The following is a 24,366-nucleotide window of genomic DNA, read 5'->3' as shown; positions in this document are numbered from 1 at the left end:
CCCGACGAAAGGGACACCGATGGTCGCGCAGGCCGAACGCGAACTGGTCCAGCAGCAGTTCGAGGACCTCCGCAGCACCTGCACCGCCGGCAGCGGCATCCTGCTGCCCGGCGAGGAGGTCGTCAGCTACTACCCGCCGGAGATGGAGGCCCGCGCCGAGGAGTTCGGCCTGGCCGGCACGAACGTCGACGGCACGCAGTGGCAGGTCGGCGACTGCGACGTCCGCTTCCCGCTGCACTCGATCTCCAAGGTCTTCACCTACGGTGTCGCCCTGGAGGACAACGGGCTGACCGAGACGCTGCGCCGGGTGGGGGTCGAGCCGTCCGGGGACCCGTTCAACTCGATCACCTTCGACCAGGCGGGCAACCGCCCGTTCAACCCGATGATCAACGCCGGGGCGCTGGTCGCGGCGAACCTGGTGCAGGGCGCCACGAAGGAGGAGCGGGCGGCGCGGCTGCTGGAGCGCAACCGGCTGTTCACCGGCAACCCGTCGCTGGAGATCGACCAGGACGTGCTGGACGAGCAGCTGGTCTCCAACGACCGCAACCTCGGGCTCTGCTACCTGATGCGCAGCCTGGGCATGCTGCACGGCGACATCGACGACACCCTCTACGTCTACCTCGCCGCCTGCTCGATCACGGTGACCGCGCCGGAGCTGTCGGCGATGGGCGCCACCCTGGCCCACGGCGGGGTCAACCCGCTGACCGGCGAGCGCGCACTGCCGAGCGAGCACCTGCGCACCGTGGTCAGCGTGATGAGCATGTGCGGCATGTACGACGCCGCCGGCGAGTGGGCGCACGACGTCGGCATCCCGGCCAAGAGCGGGGTGTCCGGCGGGATCATGGGGGTGCTGCCGCGCTGGTTCGGGCTCGGCGTGTACTCCCCCGGCCTGGACCGGCACGGCAACTCGGTGCGCGGCGTCGCGGTCTGCCGGGAGCTGTCGTCGCGGTTCGGGCTGCACGTGTTCGCCGACCCGCAGGAGTCGCGGTTCGGCCGGATCGCCCAGCCCGACTGAGCCGTACCCCGGGGTGGGTGTCCACCCACCCCGGGGCCGAGGTCAGAGCGAGGCGATCAGGCGGTCCACCCGCTCGTCGACGGCGCGGAACGGGTCCTTGCACAGCACGGTGCGCTGGGCCTGGTCGTTCAGCTTCAGGTGCACCCAGTCGACGGTGAAGTCCCGTCCGGCCGCCTGCGCGGCGGCGATGAAGTCCCCGCGCAGCTTGGCCCGGGTCGACTGCGGCGGGGTGTCCTTGGCCGCCTCGATCTCGCCGTCGTCGGTGACCCGGTCGACCAGCGCCTTGCGCTGCAGCATGTCGAACAGGCCGCGGCCACGGCGGACGTCGTGGTAGGCCAGGTCCAGCTGGGCGACGCGGGCGCTGGACAGCTCCAGGTCGTGCTTGGCCCGGTAGCGCTCCACCAGCCGGTGCTTGATCGCCCAGTCGATCTCCCGGTCGATCTTCGACAGGTCCTGGGACTCGACGGCGTCGAGGGTGCGGCCCCACAGCTCGACCACGCGCGCCATCGCCGGGTCCGGGTGCCCGGTCGCCTCCAGGTACTCCACGGCGCGGGCGTGGTACTCGCGCTGGATGTCCAGCGCGGAGGCCTCCCGGCCGCCGGCCATCCGCACCGGGCGGCGCCCGGTGAGGTCGTGGCTGATCTCGCGGATCGCGCGGATCGGGTTGTCCAGGGTGAAGTCCCGGAACTGGACGCCGGCCTCGATCATCTCCAGCACCAGGGTGGCCGACCCGACCTTGAGCAGGGTCGTCACCTCGGACATGTTCGAGTCGCCGACGATCACGTGCAGCCGCCGGTAGCGCTCGGCGTCGGCGTGCGGCTCGTCGCGGGTGTTGATGATCGGCCGGGACCGGGTCGTCGCCGAGGAGACGCCCTCCCAGATGTGCTCGGCCCGCTGGGACAGGCAGTACACGGCGCCGCGCGGGGTCTGCAGGACCTTCCCGGCACCGCAGATGAGCTGGCGGGTGACCAGGAACGGCAGGAGCACGTCGGCGATCCGGGAGAACTCGCCCTGCCGCGCGACGAGGTAGTTCTCGTGGCAGCCGTAGGAGTTCCCCGCGGAGTCGGTGTTGTTCTTGAACAGGTAGATGTCCCCGCCGATGCCCTCGTCGACCAGGCGCCGCTCGGCGTCGACGAGGAGGTCCTCGAGGATCCGTTCACCGGCCTTGTCGTGCGACACGAGCTGGGTCAGCGAGTCGCACTCCGCCGTGGCGTACTCGGGGTGCGACCCGACGTCGAGGTAGAGACGGGCACCGTTGCGGAGGAAGACGTTGGAGGACCGGCCCCACGACACCACCCGGCGGAAGAGGTAGCGCGCCACCTCGTCCGGGGACAGTCGGCGCTGCCCGTGGAAGGTGCACGTGACACCGAACTCCGTCTCGACCCCGAAGATCCGACGCTGCATGCCGTTCAGGGTAGGCGCCCGACCCCCTCTACTGTCACGACTGTGAGTGGATGGTTCGAACGCGTCGCCCGCAGGTCCCGTCGTCTGGACCGCGGGGTGGACTCGGTCTCCCGGGCCGACCGGGCGGTGACCGACTACATCGCGAGCCGTCCGCCGAGCCGGGTGGACACCTCGCTGCGCCGGCTCACCCGCACCGCCGACCACAGCGTGCTGTGGTTCAGCATCGCGGCGCTGATGGCGGTGCGCCGCGGCGCCGGGCGCAAGGCGGCGATGCGCGGGATCGCCTCCATCGCGCTGACCAGCCTCACCGCGAACGCGCTGCTCAAGCCGTTGCTGCCGCGCCGGCGGCCGGCCGCGGCGGAGCTGCCCGTCTACCGGACGGTGGCCGACCCGCCGTCGTCGTCGTCGTTCCCGTCGGGGCACGCCGCCTCGGCCGCGGCGTTCGCGACCGCGGTGGTGATGGAGAACCGACGGGCCGCACCGGTCGTGGTGCCGCTGGCGGCGCTGGTGGGCTGGTCGCGGGTGCACGTGGGCGTGCACTGGACCTCCGACGTGCTCGTCGGGGCGGCGATCGGCACCGGCGTGGCGAAGCTGACGAACCGGTGGTGGCCGGTGCGTCCCAGCGACGAGGCCCGCGCCCGCCCGATCGACACCGTCCCGGTCCTGCCGCAGGGCGAGGGCCTGGTCATCGTCTCGAACCCGTTCTCCGGGCCACCCGACCAGGACGTGTCCGAGGAGGTCCGCGAGCGGCTGCCCGCCGCGCACCACCTCGTCGTCGGTGACGGGGTGAAGGTCGAGGACATGCTGACCGACGCCCTGGACCGGCTCGGCTCCTGGGTGCAGGCGGTCGGCGTCGCGGGCGGGGACGGCACCGTCGCCACCGCCGCCGCGGTCGCGGACCGGCACGGCCTGCCGCTGGTCGTCGTGCCCGGCGGGACCCTGAACCACTTCGCCCGCGACGTCGGTGTCTACGACACCCAGGAGGCCGTCGACGCCACCCAGGCCGGCGAGGCCGTCGCGGTCGACCTGGCCCTGGTCGAGGCCCATCCGGGCCGCCTGGACGACCCCGAGGACGTCTCGGTCACCCGCACCCGCTACTTCATCAACACCGCCTCGATCGGCTCCTACCCGGAGCTGGTGCGGCTGCGCGAGCAGTGGCAGCCGCGCTACGGCAAGTGGCCGGCGTTCGCCGCGGCACTGATCACGGTGCTGCAGCGCTCGGAGAAGATCTCGGTCCGGCTCGGGGACCGCTGGTACAAGGTCTGGTTCCTGTTCGTGGGAAACGGCCCGTACCACCCGCGCGGCGCGGTGCCCGCCTGGCGTCCGACGCTGGACTCGGGCCTGCTCGACGTCCGCTGGCTGCGCGCCGACGTGCGGTTCTCCCGGCTGCGGGTCGTCCTCGCGCTGATCCTGGGGGCCCTGGGGCACAGCCGGGTCTACCACCAGCGGGAGGTGCCGAGCCTCGACGTCGAGCTGCTGGAGCCGAGCATGCTGGCCACCGACGGCGAGGTCGTCGAGGAGGCCGGGCGCTACACCTTCCGGGTCGCCGAGAAGCCGATCCCGGTCTACCGCCGCGACGAGGACCGCTGGACCGGGCGGGACCGCCCGTTCCAGGGTTGAGCGGCGTGCCGACGGGCACCGTGGCGACGGACACCGTGCTGCTGCGGTCGGTGCGGCCGCTGCGGCCCGGCTGCGACGGCCTGGGCGACCCCGTCGACGTGCTCCTGGCCGGGGGCCGGGTGCGCGCCGTGGGCGCCGGGCTCGACCCGGGCGGCGCCGAGGTCGTCGGGTGCGGCGGGCGGGCGCTGCTCCCCGGGCTGTGGGACCACCACGTGCACATGGCGCAGTGGGCGCTGGCCCGCCGCAGGCTCGACGTGTCCGGCGCCCGCTCGGCCGCCGACGCCGCGGCACTCGTCGCGGCCCGGATGGCGACCGCACCGCCCGCCGCCGGTGAGGTGCTGGTCGGGTTCGGGTTCCGCGACGCGCTGTGGCCCGACGAGGCGCACCGTTCGCTGCTCGACCCGGTCACCGGTGACACCGCGGTCGTGCTGGTGTCCGGGGACCTGCACCAGGGGTGGCTCAACGGCGCCGCGCTGGCCCGCTTCGGGCACGGCGGGCACCCGACCGGCCGGATCCGGGAGTCGGAGTTCTTCGCCGTCGTCTCCCCCGCGCTCCAGGACGCACCGACCGAGGTCCTCGACGGGTTCGTCGCCGACGCCGTCGCCGCGGCGTCGGCGCGCGGGGTGGTCGGCGTCGTCGACTTCGAGGCGCCGTGGTCGCTGCCGGACTGGCGGCGCCGGATCGCCGGCGGCACGACCGGACTGCGGGTCGAGGCGTCGGTGTGGCCCGACCGCCTCGACGACGCCCTGGCCACCGGGCTGCGCAGCGGCGACGTCGTCGAGGGCACCGGGGGTCTGCTGACCGCGGGCCCGCTGAAGGTGATCACCGACGGCTCGCTCAACACCCGCACCGCCTACTGCTACGACCCCTACCCCGCGCCGCCGGAGAACCCCCTCGAGCACCCGTGCGGGCTGCTGCTGGTCCCGCCGGCACAGCTGCGGCCGTTGCTGGCCCGGGCGCACGCGGCCGGCCTCACCGCGGCCCTGCACGCCATCGGCGACCACGCCAACACCCTGGTCCTCGACGCGTTCGCCGGGACCGGCGCCCGCGGGCGGGTCGAGCACGCCCAGCTGCTCACCGCCGACGACGTGCCCCGCTTCGCCGGGCTCGACCTGGTCGCGAGCGTGCAGCCCGAGCACGCCCTCGACGACCGCGACGTCGCCGACCGCCTCTGGGCGGGCCGCACCGGCCGGGCGTTCGCGTTCGCGGCGCTGCACCGCGCCGGGGCCCGCCTCGCGCTCGGCTCCGACGCCCCGGTGGCGCCGCTGGACCCGTGGATCGCGCTCGCCGCGGCCGTGCACCGCACCGCCGACGACCGGGACCGCTGGCACCCCGAGCAGGAGATCGACCGGGCGACCGCGCTCGGTGCGTCGTTCGGGGTGGTCGACGGCTCGGCCGCCGCGGTCGCCGTGGGCGCGCCCGCCGACCTCGTGCTGACCGACGCCGACCCGACCTCCTGCGACCCGGCGACGCTGCGGGCCATGCCGGTCGCGGCGACGCTCGTCGGCGGCCGGTTCACCCACCGCGCCGGTGTCTGACCCGGGGGCGCACGAGCGGGTTCGGCTCCCGGGCGGGCCGCTGGACCTGCTGCGTCCCGCCGACCCGGACGCCGTCGCGTTCGACCCGGTCGCCGTCGACGAGGGTGTGGAGGAGCTGCACCCGCCGCACTGGGCGCGGCTGTGGCCGTCCGGGCGGGCGCTGGCGACGGCGCTGGACGACGCCGGTCCCGACCTGCTGGCCGGACGCTCGGTGCTGGAGCTGGGCTGCGGGCTGGGTCTGCCGTCGCTGGTGGCCGCCCGGGCCGGGGCGCACCCGGTGCTGGCGACCGACCGCTCGCCCGCCGCACCGGGCTGGGTGGCGGCGACCGCGCGCCGCGCGGGGCTGCGGGTCGCGACGGCGGTCGCCGCGTTCGACGGCTCCGGCGACGCCCTGACCCGCCGCGGCTGGGACCTGGTCCTGGCCGCCGACGTGCTCTACGGTGCGGCCGCCGCGGACGCGCTCACCGCGCTGCTGCCGCAGGTGACCGGCCCGGACGGGCAGGTGTGGCTGGCCGACCCGGGGCGCCCCGAGGCGCCCCGCTGGCTCGACGCGGCCCGGGAGACCTGGACGGTCACATCCCGCAGGCTGCCGGGCGGGGTGGACCTGCACGTCCTGCGCCGCCCCTGACCGTCCGGCCGGGGGCGGCGCAGGTGCGGATGCCGTCGCACCGACAGGCTGCGATCATGTCCGGTGCGCCGTGCAACGTCCTCCGGAAGGGGTTCCGCCATCCTCCGCCTGCCTCGGGCCGCCGCCTTCGCCGGCCTGGCCGTGACGTTCGCCGTGGTCATGCTCGGGGCGACGATGCCGACCCCGATGTATGCGCTCTACCAGCGCGAGCTCGGGTTCTCACCCACCGTCCAGACCGTGGTCTTCGCGCTCTACGCGGTCGGTGTGCTCGCCGCGCTTCTGGTCACCGGCCGGTGGTCGGACCAGCTGGGGCGGCGACCGGTGCTGCTGGCCGGTGTGGCGCTGTCGCTGGCGTCGAGCCTGGTGTTCCTGGTCGCGGGTCCGGTGTGGGTGCTGCTGGTGGGGCGGCTGCTGTCCGGGTTCTCCGCCGGGATCTTCGCGGGGGCGGCGACCGCCGCGGTCATCGAGGCCGCACCGGAGTCCTGGCGCGAACGCGGGGCCGCGGTCGCGACCGTCGCGAACATCGGCGGGCTCGGGCTGGGCGCGGCGCTCGCCGGGGTGGCCGTGGAGTATCTGCCCGCGCCGCTGCACCTGTCCTTCGCGGTGCACGCGGTCGCCGTCGCGCTGTGCGGGCTCCTCGTGCTGGGCGCCCCGGAGACGGTGACCGACCGGCCCGCGCACCCGGCCCTGCGGCCGCAGGTCCCCGAGGTGCCGCCCGCGGTGCGCGCCGTGTTCGTGCCGGCGGCGACGGCCGGGTTCGCCGGGTTCGCGGTGCTGGGCCTGTTCACCGCGCTGTCCCCACGGATCGTGTCGGACCTGATCGGGATCCCGAACCATGCCGTCGCCGGGGCGATGTCGCTGCTGCTGCTGGGCGCCTCGGTGCTCGCACAGCTCGCGGTCCGCACCGCGCCCACCGAGCGGATCCTCGCCCTGGGCTGTGTGCTGCTGGCGGCCGGTCTCACGCTCGTCGCACTGTCGGTGGCGCAGGGGTCGATGGCCGAGCTGGTGGCCGGCGCGGTGGTCGCCGGGGCCGGTCAGGGCATGACGTTCTCCAAGGGCCTGGCCGCGGTGAACGCGCGGGTGGAGGCCCACCAGCGGGCGGGGACGACGTCGTCGTACTTCGTGGTGGTCTACGTGGCGATCTCGCTGCCGGTCGTCGGGCTGGGGGCGTCGAGCCAGGCGTGGGGGCTGCGGACCGCGGGGATCGCGTTCTGCGTCGCGGCCGCGGTGCTCGCGCTGCTGGCGCTGGCGGCGCTGCTGGTCATCCGGCGGCGCGACGCGCGCGCGTCCGTGTGAGCCTCACCGGTAGCCGGTCGTGTCGGCGGGCAGTCCCGCGTCCTGGACCTCGGTGACGTAGCGCCAGGCGTCGGGCCGGGACCCGTCGACGTCGTCGACTCCGTAGACCCGCCCGAGCTCGCCCGAGGAGGTGGAGCGGCCGTTCCAGCGGTGCCGGTCGGGGTCGGCGGCCAGCGCGGCGATCCCGCGGCCGACGAACCGCGGGCTCTCCGAGATCGCGAAGTGCGGCTCGGTCACGCACGCGTCGCGCCAGGTGTCGGCGGTGACCCCGAACTGCTCCAGCATGATCTCCGAGCGCAGCCAGCCCGGGGTGACCGCGACCGCGGTCCCGCCGTGCCCGCGCAGCTCGTGCGCCCAGGACCGGGCCAGCCGGATGGGCGCGATCTTGGCCAGGTCGTAGAAGACGTTGAGCCGGTAGTGCTCGGCGTTGTAGGCGTCAGTGCCGTCGGTGACCTCGACGACGAGGCCGCCGGGCGTGCGGGAGAGCAGCCCCAGGGCGTGGTGGGCGGTGACGAGGTGGGTCTCGACCGCCAGGCGCAGCGTACGCAGCCCGTTGTCCAGGTCGTGCTCCCAGACCGGGACGTCCCACTCGACCATCATCTCGCCGCCCCAGATGTCGTTGACCAGCACGTCGAGCCGGCCGTGGTCGCGCTCGACCCGCGACACCAGCGCCGCGACGGCGTCGGGGTCGAGGTGGTCGGTGGGCACGGCGATGCCGGTGCCGCCCGCGGCGGTGACGAGGTCGGCGGTGTCCTCGATCGCCTCCGGCCGGTCGTACTCCGACCGGGCCGCGCGGGTACTGCGGCCGGTGCAGTACACGACCGCTCCGGCCGCGCCCAGCTCGACCGCGATCCCCCGCCCGGCGCCGCGCGTCGCGCCCGCCACCAGCGCCACCCTGTCCCTCAGGTCCGTCACACCGGGCAGCCTGCCAGGGACCGAGTTGTTTGTAAACGAGCGTTCGGTTATGTTCATCGGAGCCCACCCGAGCCGACGAGGGGACCGACCACCGGCATGTTCGAGACGACCACCGAGCTCACCGACCTCCAGCGGCTGCTGGACGCCTCCGTCTCCGGAGCCGGGGACCACCTGCGCAGCATCGTCACCCCGGGGGAACGGACGCTGACCGCCGCGCAGCTCGTCCTGGTCGCCACCGGGATCTGCACCCTGGCGCTGGCCACCACCACGCGGCGCGGCGAGCCCCGGGTCAGTGGTGTGGACGGACACTTCCTGCACGGCGCGTGGGTCGTCGGCACCGACCCCGGCGCCGTGAAGGCACGTCACCTCGCGGACCGCCCCGCGGTGAGCGCCGCCCACCTGCGCGGCGACGACCTCGGGATCTTCACGCACGGGACCGCGCACCCGCTCAACCCGGCCGGCGCGCCCGCGCACCCCCGGTGGCCCGCGACCCTCGACCACCTGCAGCGCTGCTACGGACCGGAGGGGTTCGTCTGGGACGAGGTCGTCTTCTACCGGATCGAGCCGACCTGGATGGTCGCCTACAGCCCCGACCCGGCCGGCCTCGCCGGGTCCGCGGCGTCGACGGCGCCGCCCGCCTGAGAGGGTGAGCCGTGCCCCGTCGCAAGCAGGTCCCCGACGCGGACGTCCTCGACGCCGCCCTCGACGTCCTGCACGCCCGCGGGCCGCAGGCGCTCACCTTCGCCGCGCTGGCCGGGGCGAGCGGGCTGGCCCCGGCCACGCTCGTGCAGCGCTTCGGCGGCAAGTCCGACCTGCTGCGCCGAACCCTGCTGCACGCGTGGGACCGGCTCGACCGCGAGACCGCCGGGAGCGGCGCCGAGGCGGAGCGCACGCCGGAGGGCGCCGTCGCGTTCCTGGTCGGGCTGTCGGGGCAGTACGGCGGGATCGACAGCTACGCCGACGCACTGCTGGTCCTGCGCGAGGACCTCCTCGACCCCGACGTCCGACGGCGGGGCGCCGCCTGGCGGCAGGCGCTCACCGACGTCCTCGACGCGTGCCTGGCCGGCACCCCGGGCGCCCCGGACGGCGCCGGCGCGCTGCTGGCGACCCACTGGCAGGGCACCCTGCTGTGGTGGAGCTTCGACCCCCGGCTGCCGGTGGCCGAGCACGTGGAGCGGGAGCTGACCCGGTTCGTGTCCGCGGTGCTCACGCCTCCGGCAGGTTCTGCACGTGCCGGAACCCGAACCGGCCCTTGATGCACAGGTGCCCGTGGGTGACCGAGTGGTCCGCCGGGCTGGTGACGTTGACGATCTCGCCCCGCTGCACGTGCAGCTCCAGGTTGCAGCCGACCCCGCAGAACGAGCAGATCGTCGTCGTGACGGTCTCCTCGTCGGGGTGCCAGTCGCCGGCCTCGCGGCGGTCGTGCTCGGCGACGGACTTCAGCGCCCCGGTCGGGCAGACCCCGATGCAGTTGCCGCAGTAGACGCAGGCCGAGCCGGGCAGCTCGACGTCGTGCTCGGTGGCGATGCGGGCGTCGAACCCGCGGCCCGCGGCGGCGATCGCGAACGTGAACTGGGCGTCGGTCCCGCAGGCGTTGACGCACTTGTAGCACATGATGCACCGCGAGTAGTCCCGCACGTAGAGCTCGTTGTCGATCTTCACGGGCTGGGCGACGGTGGCCCGGGTCGCGCCGTCGGGGGCCCGGTGGTGCCCGGCGTGGCGGCGGTCGCGCTCCCCCGCCGCGGCCGGCGGGGCGGGTGGGCCGTAGCGGCCGGGGTCGACGCCGTAGTCGGTCATCCAGCGCGCCACGTCGGCGCTCGCCTGGGTCATGTCCACCGACGACGCCAGCAGTTCGAGGACCATCCGGCGGCTGTGCCGGACCTTGTCGGTGTCGGTCCGCACCTCCATGCCGTCCTCGCAGCGCCGCGCGCAGGAGGGCACCAGCGCGCGGGAGCCCTCGACCTCGACCACGCAGACCCGGCAGGCGTTGACCGGGTCCATGTTCGGCGCCCAGCACAGGGTGGGGGTGTCGGCCTGGGCGGGCGAGCCCTCGCGGTGCAGGGCGTCGAGGATCGTCGCGTCCTCCGGGACCCGGACCTCGGTCCCGTCCAGGGAGACGGTGACGGTGCGCCGGATCGCGCCGAGCATCACCGGGCCGCCGGCGAGCCGTTCGGCCGGTCCGGGACCGGAGCCCGCCGGGTCGGCGACGGTCACGCCGACCGCGCCGGCCCCGTTCGTGCGGTGCAGGGCGGCGACGCCCTCCCCCGCACCGGGCCCGTCGCCGGGGGTGCCGTCCCCGGACGAGGCGTCCGCCTCGGGCGCGCCGTCGACCTCCCCGGCCCGGGGCGCCCGCGACCCGCCGCCCGGCCCCATCGGACCCTTCCCGCTGGTCGTGGTCATCGACGCCCCCCGTGTCCGTTCGACGAGTGCGACGGCGCCGCGATCAGCCCCAGGTCGAGTGCCGAGGCGACGGCCGACGGCGCGGTCTGCCCGAGCCCGCAGATCGACGCGTCGCGCATGACCCGGGCGAGGTCGTCGAGCAGGGCCAGCTCGGTCTCCCGGGACCCGAGCGGGGCACCGCGTTCCAGCCGGGCCAGCGCCTCCTCCTGGCGCACCGTCCCGACCCGGCACGGCACGCACTGCCCGCAGGACTCGTCGCGGAAGAAGGCCGCGATCCGGCGGAGGGTGCCGGTGAGGTCGGCACGGTCGTCGAACACGAGCACGACGCCGGACCCGAGGGTGGCGCCGATGTCGCGGGCCCCCTCCAGGGTGAGGGGCACGTCGAGGTCCTGCGGGAGGACGAAACCGCCCGCGGCGCCGCCCAGCAGCACGGTGCGCAGCGTGCCGCGGGTGCCCCCGGCGAGGTCGAGCAGCTCGCGCAGGGTCGTGCCGAAGTCGACCTCGTACACCCCGGGGGAGCCGACGGCACCGGACACGCAGAACAGCTTCGACCCGGTGGACCGGCCCCCGCCGACCGCGGCGAACGCCCCGCCGCCGATGTTCAGCACCTCCAGCACGTTGTAGAGGGTCTCGACGTTGTTGATCGCGGTCGGCTTCCCGAAGAGCCCGGAGGTCGCCGGGAACGGCGGCTTGTTCCGCGGCTCGCCCCGGTATCCCTCGATCGACTCCAGCAGCGCGGTCTCCTCACCGCAGATGTAGGCGCCCGCCCCGCGGCGCAGGTCGATGTCGAAGGCGAAGCCCTCCCCCATCACGTCGTCGCCGAGATGGCCGCGCGCCCGGGCCGCGGCGATCGCGTCCTGCAGCCGGCGGGTGGCCAGCGGGTACTCACCGCGGACGTAGAGGTGCCCGACGGTGGCGCCGGTGACGTAGCCGGCGATCGTCATGGCCTCGACCAGCCCGAACGGGTCGCCCTCCATGAGCACCCGGTCCTTGAAGGTCCCCGGCTCGGACTCGTCGGCGTTGCAGACGAGGTGGTGCGGGCGCTCCGGGGACTGCGCCACACCCTCCCACTTGACGCCGGTGGGGAACGCGGCGCCGCCGCGCCCGGTGAGCGAGGCGTCCTTGAGCTCGGCGATCACCCGGGTGGCGCCGAGGCGGACCGCGCGGCGCAGGGCCGCGTAGCCGCCGCGGGCGCGGTAGTCGTCGAGCGAGGTGGGGTCGACGACGCCGACCCGGCGCAGCAGCCGAAGGTGCTCCCCGGTCCGGGTCTGCGGGGCCGAGACGGTGGTGTCGGCGAAGGCCCGGTCGGCCTCGGCCGCCTGCTCCCCGGCCGGGTCGGCGGGCGCGTGCGCCGCGGCGAGGACGGCCTGCGGGGTCGCGGGGGCCTGGGACAGGTCGGGCTCGCCCGCGCGCTGGTGCAGCACCGCGGGCGCCCGCTCGCACAGTCCCAGGCAGGGGCTGCGCACCACGCAGGCGCGCCCGCCGTCGAGGTCGCGCTCCAGCGCCGCGACGATCTCCTCGCCGCCGGACGGGCCGCACGCCACGTCGTCGCAGACGTGCACCACCCGCGGCGCGCGCGGCTCCACCGAGAACATCGCGTAGAAGGTGGCGACGCCGTACACCTCGGCCGGCGGGACCTGCAGCGTCCGCGCGACGTGGTTCAGCGACCCCTCCGACAGCCAGCCCGCCGCGTCGTGCACCGCGTGCAGCAGCGGCAGCAGCAGGTGGCGCCGCGAGCGGGCGGCGTGCCCCGCGTGCGCCGACCGGGTCGGCCGGTCCCCGGCGGTGGCGTCCGCGGCGGTGGGGTCGAGCAGCGCGAACGCGGCGTCGATCGTGTCCCGTTCGGCCGCGGTCGGTGCGGCGGTGGAGATGTGGAGATCCATTCACAGCCTCTCGATCCGCACCGCGGTCGCCTTGAACTCCGAGGTGCCCGACTTGGGGTCCCAGGCGTCGTTGGTGAGGCCGTTGACGTCGACCTGCTCGGTGAAGTGCGGGGTGAACGACGCCAGCCCCGGCCGCAGCGACCGGTCGACCCACACCGGCGCCTCGACACTGCCGCGACGGCTGGTGACCCGCACCCGGTCGCCGTCGGTGACGCCGAGCGCGGCGGCGTCGGCCGCGTCGATGCGCAGCGACTCGCGGCGGCGCAGCGGCGAGGCGTAGCCACCGGTCTGCACCCCGGAGTTGTAGGCGTCGAGCAGCCGCACCGTGGTGAGCCGGATCGGGTACTCCTCGGTGAGCTCGTCGGCCGGCGGGACGTGCTCGACCGGGGTGAACGGCGCCGGCGCGCCGCGCTCGTCCGGGTCGTCGGCCCACAGCCGGGTGTGCATCAGCGGGGTGCCCGGGTGGTCCTCGGCGGGGCAGGGCCACTGGATGCCGCCGAGCGCGTCGAGGCGGTCGTAGCTCATGCCGTGGTGCCAGTTCAGCGACACCGAGCGCAGCTCGTCCCACACCTGCTCGGCGGTCGGCTCGCCCCAGTCGTGCCCGAGCCGCTGCGCGACGCCGCAGATGATGTGGGTGTCGGGGCGGGCCAGGCCCGGCGGGTCGAGGGCCTTGCGGACCCGCTGGACGCGGCGCTCGGAGTTGGTGACGGTGCCCTCGTACTCGCACCAGTCCGCGGCCGCGGGCAGCACGACGTCGGCGAGCTCGGCCGTCGCGGTGCGGAAGATGTCCTGGACGACGAGGTGGTCGAGGGAGGACAGCAGGTGCCGGGCGTGGGTGGCGTCGGCCTCGGACTCGGCCGGGTTCTCCCCGATGCAGTACAGCGCGCTCATCTGTCCGGCCTCCATCGCCTCGAACATCTGCGACAGGTGCCGGCCGGGACGGTCGGGGAACTCGACGCCGCCGTAGACGGCGTGGAAACGGGCGTGGGCCTCGGCGTCGCCGACGTCGTAGCCGCCGGGCAGCTTGGCCGGGATGGCACCCATGTCGCCGCCGCCCTGCACGTTGTTCTGCCCGCGCAGCGGCACCAGGCCGGAGCCGTAGCGGCCGACGTGCCCGGTCAGCAGCGCGAGGTTGATCAGGGCGAAGACGTAGTCGGCGGCGTTGTGGTGCTCGGTGATGCCCAGGGTCCAGCAGATCTGGGCGCGGTCGGCGCGGCCGTAGGCGTGCGCCAGCTCCCGGATCGACGACGCCGGTACCCCGGTGATCTCCTCGGCGCGCTCCAGCGTGTACGGCTCCACCGCCGCCCGGTAGTCCTCGAAGCCGGTCGTGGAGCGCTCGACGAACGCGTGGTTCACCAGCCCGGCGTGGATGATCTCGCGGCCGACCGCGTTGGCCAGCGCGATGTCGGTGCCCACGTCGAGCCCGAGCCAGGAGTCCGCCCAGTGCGCGGTGGAGGTGTGGCGCGGGTCGACCGAGAACATCCGGGCGCCCTTGCGGATCCCCTGCAGCACGTGGTGGAAGAAGATCGGGTGCGTCTCGCGGGCGTTACTGCCCCACAGGACGAGGAGGTCGGCGTTCTCCGCCTCGACGTAGGCGGAGGTGCCGCCGCCGGCACCGAACACTGCCGTCAGACCGACGACGCTGGGAGCGTGTCAAGTGCGGTTGCAGCTGTCGACGTTGTTGCTGCCCATCACCGCCCGGGCGAACTTCTGGGCGACGTAGTTCATCTCGTTGGTCGCCTTGGAGCAGCTGAACATGCCGAAGCGGTCCCCCGGGACGGCGGCGAACCCGGCCGCGGCGCGGTCCAGGGCCTCGTCCCAGGACGCCGGGCGCAGCACCCCGTTCTCGCGGACCAGCGGCTCGGTGAGGCGGACGTGGCGGGGCCGGAAGCCCCGGCGCGATCCCTGCGGGCGGGTGGCGGTCATCGTCGGCCTCCGGCGTGGTGGTTCCCTCGGCTCCCGCACCGTAGCAAGGTCGAGACCCGCGTCACACCCCTTCGAGCTCGTCGCCGGTCACCAGCGGGAACCACGGCGGCAGCGGCGCCGTCCCGCCCGCGACGGCCACCGGGCGACCCAGCTCCCCCGCCGTGCGGGCGCGGACGGTGCGGACGCGCCCCCCGTCGTGCAGGCGCACCGCGGGCAGCGGGCGGGCCCGGGCCGCGGCCAGCTCGGCGGGGGTGTTGACGTTGGTCAGCGACGCCAGGTCCGGGTCGAGGCGGGCCAGCACCGGGTCGCTGCGCAGGGTCTGCTCGCCGATCCGGCGCACCGCGACCCGGTCGAACAGCGACGGCGGGCGGCCCTGCCCGGCCGCGGTCAGCCCGTCGATCACGGGGGCGAGCGCGGTGGCGTAGGCGGCGGCGAGCGGCTGGTGGTGCCCGAACGCCTCGGGCAGCGCGACGTCGTGCTCCCCGCGCAGGTCCAGCACGCGGGCGGCGAAGGCGGGGTGCAGCAGCGGCAGGTCGACCGACGCGACGAACGCCGCCTGCGCCCGGCCCGCGACGGCGGCCAGCCCGGCGCCGATCGCGGGCAGCGGGCCGAGCCCGGGGACCGGGTCGTCGACGACCTCGGTGCCCGGCGGCAGCTCCGGCAGCTCCTGCCCGGCGGCGCGCACCACGACCAGCGGCCCGTCCACCGCCCGGCCCAGTACGGCGACGGTGCGGGTCAGCAGCGCCGCCCCGTGCCAGTCCAGCGACGCCTTCGCCGACCCCATCCGCGAGGACGCACCGCCCGCCGGCACGATCCCCGCCCCCGGCCGCCGCCCCCCGTACCCGCGCACGCGGCCGATCCTCCTCCTACCCTGGGGGGTCGACAGCGGGAGGGGATCGGAATGGGACGGCTCACCGTGCGGCGACCGGTGCTGCACCTGAACGCGGACGGCAGCACCCGCTCGCGGCCGGACACTCTCGTGGCCGAGGAACCGCTGGAGCTGCGCGTCGGGGGGAAGGCGCTGTCGGTGACGATGCGCACCCCCGGCCACGACGTGGAGCTCGCGCACGGGTTCCTGCTGACCGAGGGTGTGATCGGCTCCGGGCTGGACCTGGCCGGGGCCCGCTACTGCAACTCCGTCGACGAGCAGGGCCGCAACACCTACAACGTGCTCGACGTGGACCTGGCCGAGGGCGTCGCCCCGCCGGACGCGTCGGTGGAGCGGAACTTCTACACCACCTCGTCGTGCGGGGTGTGCGGGAAGGCCTCGCTGGACGCGGTGAAGCTCAAGACCCGCCACTCCCCGGCCGCGGACCCGCTGCGGATCGGCCGGGAGCTGCTGCTGGAGCTGCCCGACCGGCTGCGCGAGCACCAGAAGGTGTTCGGCTCCACCGGCGGGCTGCACGCCGCCGCCCTGTTCGACGCCGACGGCGGCCTGCTCGCCGCCCGCGAGGACGTGGGCCGGCACAACGCGGTGGACAAGGTGCTGGGCCGGATGGTGATGGACGGCCGGGTGCCCGCCACCGGCACCGTGCTGATGGTGTCGGGGCGGGCGTCGTTCGAGCTGGTGCAGAAGGCCGTGATGGCCGGGGTGCCGATGCTCGCGGCGGTGTCGGCGCCGTCGTCGCTGGCCGTCGAGCTGGCCGAGGAGTCCGGGATGACCCTGGTCGGGTTCCTGCGCGGGCGGACCGGCAACGTCTACACGGGGGCCGAGCGCATCGAGCTCTGACCAGGCGGGTCAGGCCCGCGGGGTGAGCGTGGCCCAGGCCCGTTCGTGGCGGTCCACCACCCGGCGCAGCCGCCCCGTGGTCCCGGCCGGACCGACCAGCGCGGCGACGGTGGCGACGACCAGCGCGCAGCCCGCGACCTGCCACGCGGTCAGGGTCTCCCCGAGCACCAGCATGCCGAGCACCACCGACAGCACCGGGTGCACCAGCAGCAGCGCCCCCGCGGTGCCCGGCGCCAGCCCGGCCGAGCCGCGCCCGATCAGCACCCAGGACACCACCTGCCCGGCCAGCGCCAGCACGATCAGCCAGGCCCAGGTCGTCGCGGGCAGGGCGACCGCGATCCCGCCCCCGGCGACGCCGACGATCCCGCAGGTCACCCCGGCCCCGACGGTCGCCAGCGCGACCGGGGTCACCAGGTGACGCGGACGGCCCCGCGACACCGAGCGGTTCAGGTGCAGGAACCCGGCGTAGGCGATCCCGGCGAGGGTGCCGAGCACCGCGCCGCGCACCGGCTCCGGTCCGCCGACCCCGGCGCCGAGCACCCCGCCGGCCAGCGCGATGCCGCCCAGCAGCAGCGGCGCCGCGTACACCAGCCGGCGCGGGACCCGCTCCCCCGTGACGACCCAGGCGATCAGCGGCAGCGCCAGCACCTGGATGTTGAGCACCACGTTCGCGATCCCGGCGCCCGCGTCGAGCACCGCGCGGGTCCACAGCAGGAAGTCCGCACCCAGGAACACCCCGGACAGCAGGGACCAGCCGACCGTCGCCGGCGGGAGGCCACCGGCGCGGCGGTACTCGGCCAGTGCCCACGGCCCCAGCACGACCAGGGCGAGCACGCACCGCCAGACCGACGCCGTCGCCGGGTCGGCGCCCGCGAGCGCGACGAGGATGCCGGTCCAGGCCAGGACCGAGGCGCCGGCGACGAGAAGGAGGGCGGAGTGCGGATCGGGGGTGGTGCGTGCGTTCACGTGATCCACGATCCCCGCCGGCACCGCAAAGCTCCAATGATTGTTCCTACCCGGTACCGATAAGCTGTGCTGTGTGATCTCCTGGGACCGGCTGCGGGTGTTCGACGCCGTCGCCGAGCACGGTTCGGTCGGCGCCGCCGCGGCCGCGCTGCACATCACCGGGCCCGCGGTGACCCAGCAGCTGCGCAAGCTCGAACGCGAGACCGGCACCCGGCTCGTCGAACCGGACGGGCGGGGGATCCGGCTCACCGCGGCCGGGCACGTGCTGGCCGGGCACGCGGCCACCGCGGCGGCGACCGTCGCCGGCGCCGAGCGCGACCTCGCCGCCCTGCACGACGACGCCGCCGGCCCCCTGCGGATCGGCTCGGTCGCGAGCGCCCTGCGGACCCTGCTGCCCGAGGTCATCGACGGACTGGCCGCCGCGCACCCCCGGCTGGTCCCCACCGTCGACGACGGCGAGGTCGTCGACCTGCTGCCCGCGCTGCAGTCGCGCGACCTGGACGCGGTGCTCATGGAGAGCTGGACCCAGCGTCCGGCCCGGCTGCCCGCGGGGATCCGGGTGACCGCGCTGGCCACCGAGCCCGCGATGCTCGCCGTCCCCGCCGACGACCCGCTCACCGGGCCCGACCCGGTGCCGCTGCGCACCCTGGCCGGGCGGGTGTGGACCTCCGGCCCGGTCGGCACCGAGCCCTACGAGGCGCTGCTGCAGCTGCTGCGCGGCGTCGGGACCGAACCGGACATCCGCTACCGGGTCGGCGACTTCGCCACCCAGCTGGCGCTGGTCCGTGCGCGGCTCGCGATCGCGCTGGTCCCGGGCATGGCGGTGGCGGGGTCCGCGGTCCCCGGCGGCACCGGCCCGGTCCCGGTCACCGCCGACGACGGCGTGCGCCTGCTGCCCTGCCGGCCCGCGGCGGGCCGCTCACTGGTCCTGGCCACCCGCGGGTCCGACGCCGACCTCCCCGCCCTGCGCGCCCTGGTCGACGGCCTGCGCGCCGCGGCGGCTCGCATCATCCCCGCCTGAGTCCCGGGGCCGCAGCCACTCCCTCCGGCCGCCGGGGGGAGTGTGGGTCCGCTCAGGCGAGCATGTCGCGCACCATCGGGATGACCCGGGTGCCGTACAGCTCGACCGCGCGCAGCCGGGCCGACACCGGCTGCGGTCCGACGGTGTAGATCAGGTCGAAGCGCTGGGCGCCCAGCGAGCGGACCGAGTCGGCGATGCGACGGGCCACCGTCTCGGGGGACCCGACGTGCAGCGCACCGCCGGAAACCTCGGCCTCGAACCGGGCGCGGTCCAGCGGCGGCCAGCCGCGCTGGGCGCCGATCCGGTCCATCTGCGCCTTGTACGGGGCGAAGAAGATCTCCTTCGCCTCCTCGTCGGTGTCGGCGACGAAGCCCGGCGAGTGCATGCCCACCGGCTTCGCCGCGTGCCCGAACTGCTCGACGGCGCGGTGGTAGAGGTCGACGTAGGGCGCGAAGCGTCCGGCCGGGCCGCCGATGATGGCGAGCATCAGGCCCAGGTCGTGGCGGGCGGTGCGGACCACCGACTCCGGCGAGCCGCCGACACCGACCCACACGGGCAGCCGGCGGCCGGTCGTCGGGAAGACCTCGACGCCGTCGAGCGCGGCGCGGGTGGCGCCCCGCCAGGTCACCGGCTTCTCGTCGAGGAGCTGCACGAACAGCTCCAGCTTCTCCTCGAACAGCTGCTCGTAGTCGTTCATGGAGTAGCCGAACAGCGGGAAGGACTCGGTGAACGAGCCGCGGCCCACGATGACCTCGGCACGGCCGCCGGACAGCGCGTCGAGGGTGGCGAAGCGCTGGTACACCCGCACCGGGTCGTCCGAGCTGAGCACGGTGACGCCGGAGGACAGCCGGATCCGGGAGGTACGGGTCGCGATCCCGGCGAGCACCGTCTCCGGGGTGGTGATGGCGTACTCGGGGCGGTGGTGCTCCCCCAGCGCGACGACGTCGACGCCGGCCCCGTCGGCCAGCACCACCTCGTCGACGACCTGGCGGATGGCCTGCGGGTGCGACAGCGGCGTGCCGTCGTCGCCCACCGGCACGTCGCCGAAGGTGTCCATGCCGAAGACGATGTCGCTCATCCGCTCCCCCAATATGGTTGATTCTTCAACCATCATGCCACGGAGACGGACCGTGCGTGGACGGGGCCCGGAACGGGGAACCCGGGCACATGCGACGTACCGCGCCCGCGCTGCTGGCCCTGTTCCTGCTCGCGGGGTGCGGCACGGCCGCACCCACCGTCGACCTGGACGACCCGATGGGCACTGCGGGCGACGCGGTCGCCTCGATCGGCACGATCGAGATCCGCGACGCGGCCATCGCACCCGCCGACGACGCCGAGGGCGGGATCGCCCACCCCGCGGGCTCCGACGTCGGGCTGCGCCTCGTCGCGGTCAACAGCGGCGACGCCGCCGACCGGCTGGTCTCGGCGAGCTCCCCGCTGGCCGAGGACGTCGCCGTCGGCGGCGAGCAGGCCCTGCTCGGCGGCGCGACGCTGCTGGTGGGTGACACCGGGTCCACCGCCCCCGCCGGCGCGGCGTCGGTCACCCGGGCCACGGTGACCCTCGACGACCTGCGCCAGGCACTGTCGGTCGGCCCGACCTACCCGGTCACCCTGACCTTCGAGCGCGCCGGGTCGGTCACCCTGGAGCTCCCGGTCGACGACCCGGACCGCGGCTGAACCCGCTCAGCGCTCGCGCGCCCCGAGGCGACGCAGCAGGTTGGCCGCGAACCGGTCCCCAGTCGCGTCCATCGTCGCCTTCATCGTGCGGGTCACCACCGGCGCCGCGAGCCGCGACAGCGGCATGTCGACGTCGACGGTCAGCGAGATCTCCAGATGCGTCGCCGGCGAGCCGTCCGGCTCCGGGTCGGCGTCGCTCAGCGCGTAGTAGCCCTCCGCGCCCGCCCACTCGCTGACCCCGGTGGGCGGCGCATGGGTGAACTCGATCCGCTTGCCCTCGACGAAGGTCATCCGCTCGGTGAACACCGGTTTGATGCCCACCCCGAGCACCGCGATCCGCACCATGTGCCAGCGCCACAGCTCGTAGCCGTCGACGGCCGCGTCCCGCGCGGAGTCGGCGTCGATCCGGTTGAGCAGCGGCGTCAGCGTCGGCAGCACATCGGGATCGGTCAGGACGCGCCAGACGTCGTCTCGCGAGGCCGTCACGACGGCCTCGGACGCGGTGGTCGCGGAGAAGCGGGTCAGGACGCCCCGTCCCCGCCCAGTGCCCCACCGGCGGCCGGGGTGTCGTCCCCGCCCGCCACGTCGGGCTCGGGCTCCTCGGTGCCGCGGTTCGCGGCCGGGAGCAGGTCGGCCAGCGCCGCACCCTCGAGTCGGCGGAAGGTCCGCCGTGGCCGGGTCCGGTCGAGCACCGCGACCTCGAGCGCCTCGGCGCCCAGGACCCGCGGCTGCGCGTTCGCGCCGTTGCCGGGCGACGCCGGGTCCGCGCCCGGCACCTGCAGCCCGCCCAGCGCCACCTCGATCGCCGCGCCCAGCTCCAGGCCGTGCTCGTAGGTCTCGGACAGCTTCTGCGAGATCGGCTCGGTCTGACCGCCCATGACGACGAACCGCGGCTCGTCGGTGATCGACCCGTCGTAGGTGATCCGGTACAGCTGGTCCCCGGCGGCCTCGACGCCCACCTCGGCGACGCAGAGCTCCACCTCGAAGGGCTTCTGCTGCTCCACGAACGCGGTGCCCAGCGCCTGGGCGTAGGCGTTGGCCAGCATCCGGCCGGTCACGTCGCGCCGGTCGTAGGTGAACCCGCGGAAGTCGGCCATCCGGATCCCGCCGGTACGCAGGTTCTCGAACTCGTTGTACCGGCCGACCGCGGCGAAGCCGATCTTGTCGTAGATCTCGGAGACCTTGTGCAGCGCCGTCGACCGGTTCTCCGCGACGAACAGCACGCCACCGGCGTAGGTCAGCACGACCACGCTGCGGCCGCGCGAGATGCCCTTGCGGGCCAGCTCGGAACGGTCGCGCAGCAGCTGGTCGACGGAGGAGTAGAACGGCATCGTCATGGGGAGGCGCTCCAGGCTCGTGCTTCGTGCGGGGAGGGGGTCAGCGGGACGGACCGCCAGGGCGCTCCCGGCGCCCGGCGATCACCTGGTCGACGACGGCGGCGATCTCGGCGTCGTCGCGGCGCACGGCGCCCTCGGCGGTGATGCCGACGACCACCGGGTAGATGCGCCGCACCGTGTCCGGCCCACCGGTGGCGGTGTCGTCGTCCGCGGCGTCGTAGAGCGCCTCGACCGCGGTGCGCACCGCGCCGTCGAGGTCCGCGGCCGGGTCGTGCAGCTTCTTCAGCGACGACTTCGCGAACACCGAGCCGGAACCGACCGCGTGGAAGCCGAGGTTCTCGTCGTACCGGCCGCCGGTCGGGTCGAAGGTGACGATCCGGCCGGCCTGCGCCGGGTCGGCGGCGTCGGTGTCGTAGCCCGCGAACAGCGGGACGACGACGAAGCCCTGCATCGCCGCGCCCAGGTTCTGGCGGACCATGCCGGCGAGCTTGTTGGCCTTGCCGTCGAGCGAGAGCGGGACGCCCTCGAGCTTCTCGTAGTGCTCGAGGTCGACCGAGAACAGCCGGACCATCTCCAGCGCGATCCCCGCGGAGCCGGCGATGCCGACGGCGGAGTGGGTGTCGGTGACGAACACCTTCTCGATGTCGCGCTGGGCGATCACGTTGCCCGCGGTCGCGCGCCGGTCACCGGCGATCACGACGCCGCCGGCGAACAGCAGCGCGACGATCGTGGTGCCGTGCGGGACGCCCAGGGCGTCGGCGGAGGTGCCGGGACCGGCTGTCCGGTCCAGGCCCGCGCCGGGGAGCAGGTGCGGGGCCGCGCCGCCGACGAAGTCGGAGAACGACTGCGACCCGGTCAGGAAGGTGCCGAGCTGACCCGTGTGGTGCCCGGGCACCAGCCCGGAGGTGACCGACGGCCGGAACTCCATCTCTCGGACGTGCCTTTCGTTCGAACTGCGTGCGCCGGTGGTCCCGCTCCCCCACGTCGGCGGGGTCCGCGGCCCTTCCGGCACGGCCGGGCCCGCAGGTGCGGACCCGGCCGGGACGGTACTGCTGGTGCCGGGGTGCGGCAGGGTGAGTGGCCCCGTGGGGCTCACTCACCGCCCTTCTGCACGTAGGACCGCACGAAGTCCTCCGCGTTCTCCTCGAGCACGTCGTCGATCTCGTCGAGGATGGTGTCGACGTCCTCACCGAGCTTCTCGCGGCGCTCCTGACCGGATCCGGACGCGTTCTCCCCGGACTCGTCGTCTCCGTCGCCGCCACCCTGGCGCTTGGTCTGCTCCTGGGACATGACGCCTCCTCCTCGCAGAGTTGCCTGCAGGTTCACCCTACCCACCGGGGGCGACAAAATCGCCTGTTGCGCAGCGGCGTGTGATCCGCTCCCCCGGTGGGCGGGCTCAGGAGGCGGTGAGCTTGTCGACCAGCTCCTCGGCCGTCGACACCGCCTCGAACAGCTCCCCCACGTGCTTGCGGGTCCCGCGGAGCGGCTCCAGCGTCGGGATCCGCACCAGGGACTCGCGGCCCAGGTCGAAGATCACCGAGTCCCAGGACGCGGCGGCGACCTCGACCGGGAACCGGCCCATGCAGGTGCCGCGGAAGTAGGCGCGGGTGTCCTCGGGCGGCTCGGTCATCGCCGCGGCGACCTGCTCCTCGGTGACCAGCCGGCGCATCGACCCGCGGGTGACGAGCCGGTTGTAGAGACCCTTGGCCAGCCGCACGTCGGAGTACTGCAGGTCGACCATCCCGAGCCGGCCCGACGCCCAGGTCAGGCCGTCGCGCTCGCGGTAGGCCTCGAGCAGCTTGAGCTTGGCCGTCCAGTCGAGCCGGTCGGCGGTCAGCATCGGGTCGCGCTCCAGGTCGACCAGCACCGACTCCCACTCCTCGACGACCTCGCGGGTGTCGGGGTCCCACTCCTCGCGGCGCGGGGAGACGGTCTGCTCCATGTGCTCGACCGCGCGGGCCAGGTACTCCTGCTGGATCTGCACCGCGGTGAGGTGTCGGCCGTCGGCCAGCGGGACGGTCCGCTGCAGCGTCGGGTCGTGGCTGATCCGCGAGACGGACTTCACCGGCTCGGCCAGGCGCAGGTCCTCGAACGAGCGCCCCTTCTCGATCATGTCGAGGACCAGGGCGGTGGTGCCGACCTTGAGCAGCGTCGAGATCTCGGACAGGTTCGCGTCGCCGATGATGACGTGGAGGCGGCGGTACTTGTCGGCGTCGGCGTGCGGCTCGTCGCGGGTGTTGATGATGCCGCGCTTGAGCGTGGTCTCCAGTCCGACCTCGACCTCGACGTAGTCCGAGCGCTGGGCGATCTGGTAGCCGGCCTCGTCACCCTGCTGGCCGAGACCGACCCGGCCGGCGCCGCAGACGACCTGACGGGTCACGAAGAACGGGGTGAGGCCGGTGACGATCGACGGGAACGTCGTCGTCCGGGCCATCAGGTAGTTCTCGTGGGAGCCGTAGCTGGCGCCCTTGCCGTCGACGTTGTTCTTGTAGAGCTGCATCCGCGGCGCGCCCGGCACGGTGGCCGCGCGGTTCGCCGCCTCCAGCATGATGCGCTCGCCGGCCTTGTCCCAGGTCACGATGTCGCGCGGGGACAGGACCTCGGGAGTGGAGTACTCCGGGTGGGCGTGGTCGACGTAGAACCGGGCGCCGTTGGTGAGGATGACGTTCGCCGCGCCGAGGTCGTCGAGGTCGGTGTCGAGCTGCGGCGCCAGCGACGGCGCCGACAGGTCGAACCCCCGGGCGTCGCGCAGCGGCGACTCCACCTCGTAGTCCCAGCGCGCCCGGCGGTTGCGGGGCACGTCCGCCGCGGCGGCGTAGGCCAGCACCACCTGCGTCGAGGTGACGACGGGGTTCGCGGTGGGGTCACCGGGCACGGCGATGCCGTACTCCACCTCGGTGCCCATGATCCGGCGGGCCGTCACGACCGGCCCCCTGCGCGAGAGTGCATTGCACGAGACTAACCGTCCGCGCCCCCACCCGGGGTGCACCGCGGCCCGGCGGGATCATCGT

23 protein-coding genes are annotated in these 24,366 nt (G+C 74.6%); 10 read left to right on the top strand and 13 right to left on the bottom strand.

Annotation, left to right across the window (positions count from 1 at the left end; genetic code table 11):
- Positions 1–19 precede the first annotated feature (19 nt).
- Complete coding sequence (gene glsA, locus ND486_RS02305; protein ID WP_251782521.1) at positions 20–1,015, top strand: glutaminase A; 996 nt, start codon at positions 20–22, stop codon at positions 1,013–1,015.
- 42 nt (positions 1,016–1,057) lie between these two features.
- Here the strand turns inward: glsA and pafA are convergent, their stop codons facing one another.
- A complete protein-coding gene (gene pafA / locus ND486_RS02300; RefSeq protein WP_062395087.1) occupies positions 1,058–2,419 on the bottom strand; it encodes a Pup--protein ligase in 1,362 nt (453 codons plus the stop codon).
- A 42-nt stretch (positions 2,420–2,461) separates the two neighbouring features.
- Between pafA and ND486_RS02295 the strand changes: the two genes are divergently transcribed.
- The 4 genes from ND486_RS02295 (at position 2,462) to ND486_RS02280 (ending at position 7,501) form a co-directional block, all read left to right on the top strand.
- Positions 2,462–4,039, top strand: a complete 1,578-nt coding sequence (locus ND486_RS02295) for a phosphatase PAP2 family protein (protein ID WP_251782519.1) — start codon at positions 2,462–2,464, stop codon at positions 4,037–4,039.
- Positions 4,040–4,044: 5 nt separating this feature from the next.
- On the top strand, positions 4,045–5,577 hold the full coding sequence (locus ND486_RS02290; RefSeq protein ID WP_251782517.1) for an amidohydrolase family protein: 1,533 nt from the start codon (positions 4,045–4,047) through the stop codon (positions 5,575–5,577).
- Positions 5,570–6,205 carry a methyltransferase domain-containing protein gene (locus ND486_RS02285; RefSeq protein WP_251782515.1) on the top strand — a complete coding sequence of 212 codons (636 nt, stop codon included), beginning with the start codon at positions 5,570–5,572 and terminating at the stop codon, positions 6,203–6,205. The genes ND486_RS02290 and ND486_RS02285 overlap by 8 nt, the downstream gene beginning before the upstream one ends.
- A gap of 63 nt (positions 6,206–6,268) precedes the next feature.
- Positions 6,269–7,501 carry an MFS transporter gene (locus ND486_RS02280; protein WP_308215791.1) on the top strand — a complete coding sequence of 411 codons (1,233 nt, stop codon included), beginning with the start codon at positions 6,269–6,271 and terminating at the stop codon, positions 7,499–7,501.
- 3 nt (positions 7,502–7,504) lie between these two features.
- Here ND486_RS02280 and ND486_RS02275 read toward each other — a convergent pair whose 3' ends face one another.
- Positions 7,505–8,407 (bottom strand): SDR family oxidoreductase, encoded by a 903-nt coding sequence (locus ND486_RS02275; RefSeq protein WP_251782989.1) that lies wholly within the window; start codon positions 8,405–8,407, stop codon positions 7,505–7,507.
- A 105-nt stretch (positions 8,408–8,512) separates the two neighbouring features.
- Here ND486_RS02275 and ND486_RS02270 point away from each other — a divergent pair, with 105 nt between their 5' ends.
- On the top strand, positions 8,513–9,058 hold the full coding sequence (locus ND486_RS02270; protein WP_251782511.1) for a pyridoxamine 5'-phosphate oxidase family protein: 546 nt from the start codon (positions 8,513–8,515) through the stop codon (positions 9,056–9,058).
- Positions 9,059–9,069: 11 nt separating this feature from the next.
- Positions 9,070–9,672 carry a TetR family transcriptional regulator gene (locus ND486_RS02265; RefSeq protein ID WP_251782509.1) on the top strand — a complete coding sequence of 201 codons (603 nt, stop codon included), beginning with the start codon at positions 9,070–9,072 and terminating at the stop codon, positions 9,670–9,672.
- Here the strand turns inward: ND486_RS02265 and ND486_RS02260 are convergent.
- The 4 genes from ND486_RS02260 to ND486_RS02245 all read right to left on the bottom strand — a co-directional run bounded on the left by ND486_RS02260 (position 9,623) and on the right by ND486_RS02245 (position 15,475).
- The gene (locus tag ND486_RS02260) at positions 9,623–10,816 is read right to left on the bottom strand and encodes a 2Fe-2S iron-sulfur cluster-binding protein (RefSeq protein WP_251782508.1); all 1,194 of its coding nucleotides are present in this window, start codon (positions 10,814–10,816) and stop codon (positions 9,623–9,625) included. The two genes, ND486_RS02265 and ND486_RS02260, sit on opposite strands and share 50 nt — an antisense overlap.
- A complete protein-coding gene (locus ND486_RS02255) occupies positions 10,813–12,699 on the bottom strand; it encodes an NAD(P)H-dependent oxidoreductase subunit E (protein ID WP_251782507.1) in 1,887 nt (628 codons plus the stop codon). Before ND486_RS02255 ends, ND486_RS02260 begins: the two co-directional genes overlap by 4 nt.
- Entirely contained in the window at positions 12,700–14,625 is a 1,926-nt protein-coding gene (locus ND486_RS02250; RefSeq protein ID WP_251782505.1) for a molybdopterin oxidoreductase family protein, read from the bottom strand.
- Between the two features lie 61 nt (positions 14,626–14,686).
- Positions 14,687–15,475 carry an NTP transferase domain-containing protein gene (locus ND486_RS02245; protein ID WP_251782504.1) on the bottom strand — a complete coding sequence of 263 codons (789 nt, stop codon included), beginning with the start codon at positions 15,473–15,475 and terminating at the stop codon, positions 14,687–14,689.
- A 51-nt stretch (positions 15,476–15,526) separates the two neighbouring features.
- On the opposite strand from ND486_RS02245, the gene fdhD reads away from it, so the two are divergent.
- Entirely contained in the window at positions 15,527–16,354 is an 828-nt protein-coding gene (gene fdhD, locus ND486_RS02240) for a formate dehydrogenase accessory sulfurtransferase FdhD (RefSeq protein ID WP_062395101.1), read from the top strand.
- A gap of 9 nt (positions 16,355–16,363) precedes the next feature.
- On the opposite strand, the gene ND486_RS02235 is transcribed toward fdhD, so the two are convergent.
- Positions 16,364–17,320 carry a DMT family transporter gene (locus ND486_RS02235; protein WP_251782503.1) on the bottom strand — a complete coding sequence of 319 codons (957 nt, stop codon included), beginning with the start codon at positions 17,318–17,320 and terminating at the stop codon, positions 16,364–16,366.
- 73 nt (positions 17,321–17,393) lie between these two features.
- Between ND486_RS02235 and ND486_RS02230 the strand changes: the two genes are divergently transcribed.
- Positions 17,394–18,341: a LysR family transcriptional regulator gene (locus ND486_RS02230; protein ID WP_062395109.1), complete on the top strand. Its 948-nt coding sequence runs from the start codon at positions 17,394–17,396 to the stop codon at positions 18,339–18,341.
- Positions 18,342–18,393: 52 nt separating this feature from the next.
- Here the strand turns inward: ND486_RS02230 and ND486_RS02225 are convergent, their stop codons facing one another.
- Complete coding sequence (locus ND486_RS02225; protein WP_251782501.1) at positions 18,394–19,419, bottom strand: LLM class flavin-dependent oxidoreductase; 1,026 nt, start codon at positions 19,417–19,419, stop codon at positions 18,394–18,396.
- Between the two features lie 89 nt (positions 19,420–19,508).
- Between ND486_RS02225 and ND486_RS02220 the strand changes: the two genes are divergently transcribed.
- Positions 19,509–20,018 carry a copper chaperone PCu(A)C gene (locus ND486_RS02220; RefSeq protein ID WP_251782500.1) on the top strand — a complete coding sequence of 170 codons (510 nt, stop codon included), beginning with the start codon at positions 19,509–19,511 and terminating at the stop codon, positions 20,016–20,018.
- A gap of 6 nt (positions 20,019–20,024) precedes the next feature.
- Here ND486_RS02220 and ND486_RS02215 read toward each other — a convergent pair whose 3' ends face one another.
- From ND486_RS02215 to dop, 5 genes are all read right to left on the bottom strand, one after another.
- The gene (locus ND486_RS02215) at positions 20,025–20,543 is read right to left on the bottom strand and encodes an SRPBCC family protein (protein ID WP_374107506.1); all 519 of its coding nucleotides are present in this window, start codon (positions 20,541–20,543) and stop codon (positions 20,025–20,027) included.
- The gene (gene prcA, locus ND486_RS02210; protein ID WP_062395119.1) at positions 20,540–21,355 is read right to left on the bottom strand and encodes a proteasome subunit alpha; all 816 of its coding nucleotides are present in this window, start codon (positions 21,353–21,355) and stop codon (positions 20,540–20,542) included. The genes ND486_RS02215 and prcA overlap by 4 nt, the downstream gene beginning before the upstream one ends.
- Positions 21,356–21,395: 40 nt before the next feature.
- The gene (prcB, locus tag ND486_RS02205; protein WP_083474099.1) at positions 21,396–22,283 is read right to left on the bottom strand and encodes a proteasome subunit beta; all 888 of its coding nucleotides are present in this window, start codon (positions 22,281–22,283) and stop codon (positions 21,396–21,398) included.
- 164 nt (positions 22,284–22,447) lie between these two features.
- Positions 22,448–22,645: a ubiquitin-like protein Pup gene (locus tag ND486_RS02200; protein ID WP_020626587.1), complete on the bottom strand. Its 198-nt coding sequence runs from the start codon at positions 22,643–22,645 to the stop codon at positions 22,448–22,450.
- 106 nt (positions 22,646–22,751) lie between these two features.
- Positions 22,752–24,260 (bottom strand): depupylase/deamidase Dop, encoded by a 1,509-nt coding sequence (dop, locus tag ND486_RS02195; protein WP_178373948.1) that lies wholly within the window; start codon positions 24,258–24,260, stop codon positions 22,752–22,754.
- Between the last annotated feature and the right edge of the window lie 106 nt (positions 24,261–24,366).

This window comes from Pseudonocardia sp. DR1-2, from assembly GCF_023717215.1.
Lineage (GTDB): Bacteria > Actinomycetota > Actinomycetes > Mycobacteriales > Pseudonocardiaceae > Pseudonocardia > Pseudonocardia alni.
This window is presented reverse-complemented; position numbering and strand designations above follow the sequence as displayed.

What these genes read in the sequence shown, in the direction of transcription:
- glsA (WP_251782521.1), top strand. Translation starts at nt 20, where the DNA reads ATGGTCGCGCAGGCCGAACGCGAACTGGTCCAGCAGCAGTTCGAGGAC.
- pafA (WP_062395087.1), bottom strand. Translation starts at nt 2,419, where the DNA reads ATGCAGCGTCGGATCTTCGGGGTCGAGACGGAGTTCGGTGTCACGTGC.
- ND486_RS02270 (WP_251782511.1), top strand. Translation starts at nt 8,513, where the DNA reads ATGTTCGAGACGACCACCGAGCTCACCGACCTCCAGCGGCTGCTGGAC.
- ND486_RS02260 (WP_251782508.1), bottom strand. Translation starts at nt 10,816, where the DNA reads ATGACCACGACCAGCGGGAAGGGTCCGATGGGGCCGGGCGGCGGGTCG.
- ND486_RS02255 (WP_251782507.1), bottom strand. Translation starts at nt 12,699, where the DNA reads ATGGATCTCCACATCTCCACCGCCGCACCGACCGCGGCCGAACGGGAC.
- fdhD (WP_062395101.1), top strand. Translation starts at nt 15,527, where the DNA reads ATGGGACGGCTCACCGTGCGGCGACCGGTGCTGCACCTGAACGCGGAC.
- ND486_RS02225 (WP_251782501.1), bottom strand. Translation starts at nt 19,419, where the DNA reads ATGAGCGACATCGTCTTCGGCATGGACACCTTCGGCGACGTGCCGGTG.
- ND486_RS02220 (WP_251782500.1), top strand. Translation starts at nt 19,509, where the DNA reads ATGCGACGTACCGCGCCCGCGCTGCTGGCCCTGTTCCTGCTCGCGGGG.
- prcA (WP_062395119.1), bottom strand. Translation starts at nt 21,355, where the DNA reads ATGACGATGCCGTTCTACTCCTCCGTCGACCAGCTGCTGCGCGACCGT.
- prcB (WP_083474099.1), bottom strand. Translation starts at nt 22,283, where the DNA reads ATGGAGTTCCGGCCGTCGGTCACCTCCGGGCTGGTGCCCGGGCACCAC.
- ND486_RS02200 (WP_020626587.1), bottom strand. Translation starts at nt 22,645, where the DNA reads ATGTCCCAGGAGCAGACCAAGCGCCAGGGTGGCGGCGACGGAGACGAC.
- dop (WP_178373948.1), bottom strand. Translation starts at nt 24,260, where the DNA reads ATGGGCACCGAGGTGGAGTACGGCATCGCCGTGCCCGGTGACCCCACC.